This is a genomic window from Brevundimonas sp. (genome assembly GCF_036677305.1).
Lineage (GTDB): Bacteria > Pseudomonadota > Alphaproteobacteria > Caulobacterales > Caulobacteraceae > Brevundimonas.
In genome coordinates, this window is sequence record NZ_JAKFEB010000076.1 from 1 (window position 1) to 6,526 (window position 6,526).

The following is a 6,526-nucleotide window of genomic DNA, read 5'->3' on the forward strand; positions in this document are numbered from 1 at the left end:
CAGATCAGCGCCATGCTGGACAAGGCCGGGGTTCGCTCCAGCTTCGTCGACGGACTGCGCGTGACGGATGCGGACACCATGCAGGTGGCCGAGATGGTCCTGTCCGGCGCGGTCAACAAGGAGATCGCCCACTGGATCACCATGGCCGGGCGCGAGGCCGACGTGCGCGGCATCGGCCTGTCGGGCAAGGACGCCGGCCTGCTGACGGTGGAAAAGACCCGCCGGACCAAACGCGATCCCGACAGCATGATCGAGCACGAGGTCGATCTGGGTTATGTCGGCGAACCGACGAAGGTCGACGCCAAGCTGATCACCCGCCTGCTGGAATCGGACGCCGACTGGGTGCCGGTGATCGCCCCCATCGGCGTCGCCGAGGACGGCCAGACCTTCAACGTCAACGCCGACACCGTCGCGGGAGCCCTCGCGGGATCGCTCAAGGCCAAGCGCATGCTGCTGCTGACCGATGTGGCGGGGGTCAAGGGCGCCGACGGCCGGATCATCCGCCAGATGACCGTGAGCGACGCGGCCGGGCTGATCGAGGAAGGCGTGGCCACAGGCGGCATGATCCCCAAGCTGCAGACCGCCATTGCGGCCGTGCGCGACGGGGTGGAGGCCGTGGTCATTCTGGACGGCCGCCGTCCCCACGCCATGCTGGTCGAACTGTTCACCGAGCACGGCGCCGGCACCCTGGTGAAGGCGGAATGAGCGCTGGGCCCGTCGGGATCAGGGAAGCCGGGGCGACGGAAATCGGCGCGGACCTGCGCCATATCCGCAGCTGGGTCTTCGATCTGGACGACACCCTCTATCCGCCCGAGTCCCAATTCATGGGGCTGATCCAGCAGCGCATAAACGACTATGTGGTTCGCACTTCGGGCCTGCCGGCGGACGAGGCCATGGTGGTCCAGAAGAGCTATCTGCACGAGTACGGGACCTCGCTGGCCGGGCTGATGGCCCACTACCGGATCGATCCGCACGACTTCCTGGCCGAGGTGCATGACGTGCCCCTCGACGTGCTGACGCCCGATCCGGGGCTGCGCGCGGGTCTGGAACGGCTGGACGGCCCGCGCATCGTCTTCACCAACGGATCGAAGGCGCACGCCCGGCGGGTGATCGAGCGGCTGGAGCTGACCGACCTGTTCGACGGCCTGTTCTCGCTGGAAGACGCCGACCTGATACCCAAGCCCGACCCCCGCACCTTCGCCCGGATGACGGAACAGTTCGGCGTCGCGCCGGAATCGGCCGCCTTCTTCGAGGACACGGTGCGCAACCTCGAGCCCGCCCACGCCATCGGCATGACGACGGTCCTGGTCGGAACCCGGGCCCACGAGTCCGACATCCCCTTCGTCGATCACCGGGCCGCCACGCTCGGCCCCTTCCTCGCCACCGCCCGCCTGCCCGGAGACGCCTGATGCTGGATCGCGCGCACCTTGAATCCGTCATCGAAACCGCCTGGGAGAGCCGGGCGGACATCTCGGTCGCGACCCACGGCGAGGTCCGCAGGGCCGTCGAACAGGCCCTTGAACTGCTGGATTCGGGCGAGGCCCGGGTCGCGTCGCGCGGCCCGGACGGGGTCTGGACGACGCACCAGTGGCTGAAGAAGGCCGTGCTGCTGTCGTTCCGCCTGAATCCCAACACCCGCATGGGCGCGCCGGTCGGGGCGACCATGGGCGTCACCGACCCCACGCCGGGCCCCTACTGGGACAAGGTCCCGGTCAAATGGGCCCGCTGGACCGAGGCCGACTTCGAGCGCGCGGGCTTCCGGGCCGTGCCCGGCGCCGTGGCGCGTCAGGGCGCCTTCATCGGCCGCAACGTCGTGCTGATGCCCAGCTTCGTGAACATCGGCGCCTATGTCGACGAGGGATCCATGGTCGACGCCTGGGCCACGGTCGGGTCCTGCGCCCAGATCGGCAAGAACGTCCACCTGTCGGGCGGGGCAGGCATCGGCGGGGTGCTGGAGCCGCTGCAGGCCAATCCGACCATCATCGAGGACGGCTGTTTCATCGGCGCCCGCGCCGAGGTGGCCGAGGGCGTGATCGTGCGCGAGGGCGCCGTCCTGGCCATGGGCGTCTATCTGTCGGCCTCGACCAAGATCGTCGACCGGGCGACCGGCGAGGTCTTCCGCGGCGAGGTGCCGGCCTGGTCCGTCGTCGTGCCGGGCAGCCTGCCCGACCCGAAGGGCGGGCCCTCGCTCTATTGCGCGGTGATCGTCAAACGGGTCGATGCGCAGACGCGGGCGAAGACCGGCGTCAACGAGCTGCTGCGCGACTGATCAACGCGCCGCGAGCCGGACCAGCTTGCCGTTCTGCTCGTCCGTGACGGCCCAGACGGCGCCGTCCGGGGCGACGGCGACGTCGCGGACCCGTTCGCCGAGGTCGGTCATCAGCCGCTCCTCGCCCGTCACGCGGCCGTTTTCGAGCACCAGCCGGGCGATGTGCTTTTCCTTCAGACCGGCGACCAGCAGATTGCCGCGCCAGCCGGGGAACATGGCGCCCTCATAGAAGGTCATGCCGCCGGGGGCGATGACGGGATCCCAGTAGTAGACGGGCTGTTCGAGCCCGTCGCGCGCCGTGATCCCCTCGTTGATCGGAGCGCCGCGGTATTCGACGCCATAGGCGATGATCGGCCAGCCGTAGTTCTTGCCGGCCTCGGGGCGGTTCAGTTCGTCGCCGCCGCGCGTGCCGTGCTCCATGGTCCAGACGGCGCCGTCGGGGGCGACGGCCACGCCCTGGACGTTGCGGTGTCCCGACGACCAGATCTCGGGCAGGGCGCCGGCGCGGCCGGCGAAGGGATTGTCGCGCGGAACCGAGCCGTCGGCGTTGATGCGGATCAGCTTGCCCATGTGCGAGCCCAGGTCCTGGGCCTGCGGCCGCATCGGCGCGTCGGACCGTTCGCCCAGGGTGATGAACAGATGGCCCGCGCCGTCGAAGGCCAGGGACGAGCCGAAATGCTTGTCGCCGTCATAGACCGGCAGGGCACGGAAGATGACCTGGACGTTCTCGACCCGGGTTCCGTCGTCCGACAGCCTGCCGCGCGCGACCGAGGTGGCGTTGCCGCCTTCGCGGGGCTCGGCATAGCTCCAGTAGATCAGCCGGTCAGCGCCGAAGGTCGGCCCGACCGCGACATCCAGCAGGCCGCCCTGGCCGCGGGCGTCCACGGCGGGCAGGCCGGCGACCGGTTCGCCCACCGCGCCCTCGGGAGTGATGATGCGCAGGCGGCCGGGCCGCTCGGTGACCAGCCAGCGACCGTCGGGCAGCAGGGCCAGACCCCAGGGATGCTCCAGCCCGGACGCGACGACGCTGTGGGCCATCGCCGTCTGGGTGCGGACGCCCGGCGCGCGGGTCTGGCCCGGGAAGGCGGGCTGCTGGTCGGCGCCGTTGGCGGGACGGGTCTCCAGCGGCGCGCCGGCCGCGGGGACTGCGTTCTGGCCGTTGGCTCCGCAGGCGGCGGAAAGGGCGGCGACCATGGTGGCGGCGAGGACGGGCAGGCGCATGGGAATCCCCTTGAACGGAACAGCGTACGAACGGTCCGCCCTGCCTGGCCGTTCCCGGCCCGCGCTGTCAAACCCCCTGCTGTCGGCGGCTGCGTTTACTCGACTTGAATCCGCCATCGCCCGCCTATATAGGCACGCCTCTTCCGGCGGTCAGACCAGTTCCCGCCGGGACTCGAGCAATCGGGGCTGGGTAGCTCAGCTGGTTAGAGCGGTGGATTCATAACCCACAGGTCGGCGGTTCGAGCCCGCCTCCAGCCACCAATTCCCGTTTCGTGATTCCCTCCGGGTGTTCAGATCCGCCGGGGACCGCGCCTCCCCTCGGAGGCCGGTTCGATTCTCCGTCCACGGATCAGATGACGGCGCGTCATCCACAGCTAAACGACCCACAGCAGTGTGTCTCCCGTGTCACCCACGCTCGCTGTCATATCACTGTCACACGAATGTCGTCCCACTTTCCCATGGCACGCCTAGAGGGGGCGGGATTTCAACCGGCTGCCGCCGGTCGCAGGGCGTTCGCGCCCATCTTCATCGGGGATAGATGACTATGACGAACCGCAAACGCGTGTTCTGGGCGACGACCGCCCTCTTCAGCACTCTTCTGGTCGCTGGAACCGCTTCCGCCCAATCGACCGGCAGCTTGACCGTCGAAGAGACCGAACTGGATACGGTCATCGTGACCGGCCAGCGCGGCCCTCGCAACGTCGACGGCGTCATCGTCGCCGAACAGGTCGGCAAGTCGCGCTCGACCGTCACCCAGGAATATCTGGCGACCCAGGCCGCCGGCCAGACCGTGCTCCAGTCGCTGAACCTGCAGCCGGGCGTGAACTTCACCAACACCGACGCCTACGGCAACTCGGGCGGCGACATCACGCTGCGCGGCTTCGACGCCCAGCGCATCTCGCTGAACCTGGACGGCATCCAGCTGAACGACACCGGCAACTACCAGATCTATTCCAACCAGCAGCTCGACCCCGAACTGCTGGAGCGCGCCAGCGTCAACCAGGGCACGACCGACGTCGACAGCCCGACGGCCTCGGCGACCGGCGGCACCATCAACCTGGTGACGCGCCGCCCGGCCAACGAGTTCGGCGTCATCGTCCAGCCGTCGGTCGGCGAGGAAAACTACAAGCGCATCTTCGCCCTGATGGACACCGGCGAGTTCGGCCCGTGGGGCACGACCGCCTGGCTGTCGACCTCGGCCACCACCTACAACCAGTTCGGCAACCCGGGCGACCTGTCCAAGCAGACCTACAACGGTCGCGTCTATCAGCCGATCCGCGGTAACGGCGACTTCCTGTCGGTGGCGTTCAACTACAACCGCAACCGTAACAACACCTACGGCAACAAGAGCGTCGACCGCTTCAACGCCGGCACCATCGACCCGGGCAACGGCAACTACTGCCTGTTCGATCCCGCCGTCACCGGCACCCGCCAGAACCAGGTTTCGTCGACCCTGACGTCGAACCCGGGCTGCAACAGCTTCACGCCCGCCGGCGGCACCACCATCCAGGGCTACTACGGCTACTTCATCAACCCGTCGGACACCGCCAGCATCCGCGGCCAGGCCCGCTTCTCGCTCACCGACAAGCTGACCCTGACGGTCGACCCGACCTACCAGTACGTCATGGCCAACGGCGGCGGCACGACCAACATCGACGAATGGGACCAGCGTCTGCAGGGTTCGTTCTTCAACGGCGCCACCGACGCGACCCGCCGCTCGCGGGGCGTGGACCTGAACGGCGACGGCGACATCCTCGACACCATCAAGCTGTATTCGCCGTCCAACACCAACACGAACCGCTACAGCATCAACTCGTCGCTGATCTACGATCTCAACGACGATCACCGGCTGCGCGCGTCCTACACCTTCGACTCCGGCAACCACCGCCAGACCGGCGAATACGGCTTCCTGAGCCGCTCGGGCGACCCGCTCAACCCGTGGTCGGGTTCCAAGAACGGCGGCGAGGATCCGATCCTGACGCTGGACGGCAACATCTTCCAGAAGCGCGACCGTCGCTCCAAGGCCGTGCTCAACCAGGTCTCGCTGCAATACGTCGGGGACTTCTTCGACGACGCCGTGACCCTGGACATCGGCGTCCGCGCCCCGTTCTTCCACCGCGAGCTGACCAACTACTGCTACCAGGTCAACACGTTCGACGCCTTCTGCTCGGCCCAACAGCCGATCGGCAGCGCCGCGAACCTGGCGGCCGGCGCACCGGTTTCGTTCGAACGCGACTATGAAGACGTCCTGCCGAACGCCGGCGTGACCTGGCGCTTCGCCCCCAACCAGCAGATCTTCGCTTCGTACTCGCAGAACTTCTCGGCTCCGCGGACCGACGACCTGTACGACCGGATCCCGGCCAGCCCGGAACCGGAAACCAGCACGAACATGGACCTGGGCTACCGCTACCAGTCCAGCCGCTTCATCGCATCGGCTTCGGTCTATTCGTCGCAGTTCGAGAACTACATCGCCCGGGCCATCACCGACGTGCTGGACGTCAACGGCAATCCGACCGGTGAAACCATCGTCACCAACATCAACGTCGGCGACCTGGACCGCTGGGGCGCCGATGGCCAGCTGGGCTTCGTGGTCACGGACGCCCTGTCGCTCTACGCCTCGGTTTCGTACCTGGGCAGCGAGATCAAGAACAACATCCCCGGCCAGACCCCGTCGATCGCCGGCAATGAACTGTTCGAGGTCCCGGAACTGCAGTACGCCCTGCGCGGTGAATACACCGTCGGCCCGCTGAGCCTCGGCCTGCAAGGCAAGTATGTGTCGGAACGCTGGACCAACCTCGTCAATGACGAACAGACCCCGGAATATACGGTCGTCGATCTCGACGCCCGCTACGACCTCGATTTCATCAACGAGGGCATGTACTTCCAGGTCAACGTCCTGAACCTGTTCGACGAGGTCTACCTCGGCAACATCTCGACCGAGATCACCGGCAACCGGACCGCGAACCTCGGCTCGCCGCGGACCGCCATGGCGACCCTGCGGATGACCTTCTAGGACGTCATTCCATCCAGATGGGA

The 6,526-nt window shown here is 67.6% G+C and carries 5 protein-coding genes and 1 tRNA gene; 5 read left to right on the forward strand and 1 reads right to left on the reverse strand.

Annotated elements, in window-relative coordinates; all coding sequences use genetic code 11:
- The 3 genes from argB to dapD all read left to right on the forward strand — a co-directional run.
- The coding region (gene argB / locus V6M42_RS04505; RefSeq protein ID WP_332677433.1) for an acetylglutamate kinase at nucleotides 1-705 on the forward strand (705 nt) is incomplete at its 5' end.
- Nucleotides 702-1,409: a pyrimidine 5'-nucleotidase gene (locus V6M42_RS04510; RefSeq protein WP_332677435.1), complete on the forward strand. Its 708-nt coding sequence runs from the start codon at nucleotides 702-704 to the stop codon at nucleotides 1,407-1,409. The genes argB and V6M42_RS04510, both read left to right, overlap by 4 nt.
- On the forward strand, nucleotides 1,409-2,269 hold the full coding sequence (gene dapD, locus V6M42_RS04515) for a 2,3,4,5-tetrahydropyridine-2,6-dicarboxylate N-succinyltransferase (protein ID WP_332677437.1): 861 nt from the start codon (nucleotides 1,409-1,411) through the stop codon (nucleotides 2,267-2,269). Before V6M42_RS04510 ends, dapD begins: the two co-directional genes overlap by 1 nt.
- On the opposite strand, the gene V6M42_RS04520 is transcribed toward dapD, so the two are convergent.
- A complete protein-coding gene (locus V6M42_RS04520) occupies nucleotides 2,270-3,490 on the reverse strand; it encodes a PQQ-dependent sugar dehydrogenase (RefSeq protein WP_332677439.1) in 1,221 nt (406 codons plus the stop codon).
- Nucleotides 3,491-3,674: 184 nt separating this feature from the next.
- Between V6M42_RS04520 and V6M42_RS04525 the strand changes: the two genes are divergently transcribed.
- Together V6M42_RS04525 and V6M42_RS04530 are read left to right on the forward strand one after the other, a co-directional pair.
- A tRNA-Met gene (locus V6M42_RS04525) sits at nucleotides 3,675-3,751 on the forward strand.
- A gap of 376 nt (nucleotides 3,752-4,127) precedes the next feature.
- Nucleotides 4,128-6,503 carry a TonB-dependent receptor gene (locus V6M42_RS04530; protein WP_332677441.1) on the forward strand — a complete coding sequence of 792 codons (2,376 nt, stop codon included), beginning with the start codon at nucleotides 4,128-4,130 and terminating at the stop codon, nucleotides 6,501-6,503.
- The last annotated feature ends 23 nt before the right edge of the window (nucleotides 6,504-6,526 follow it).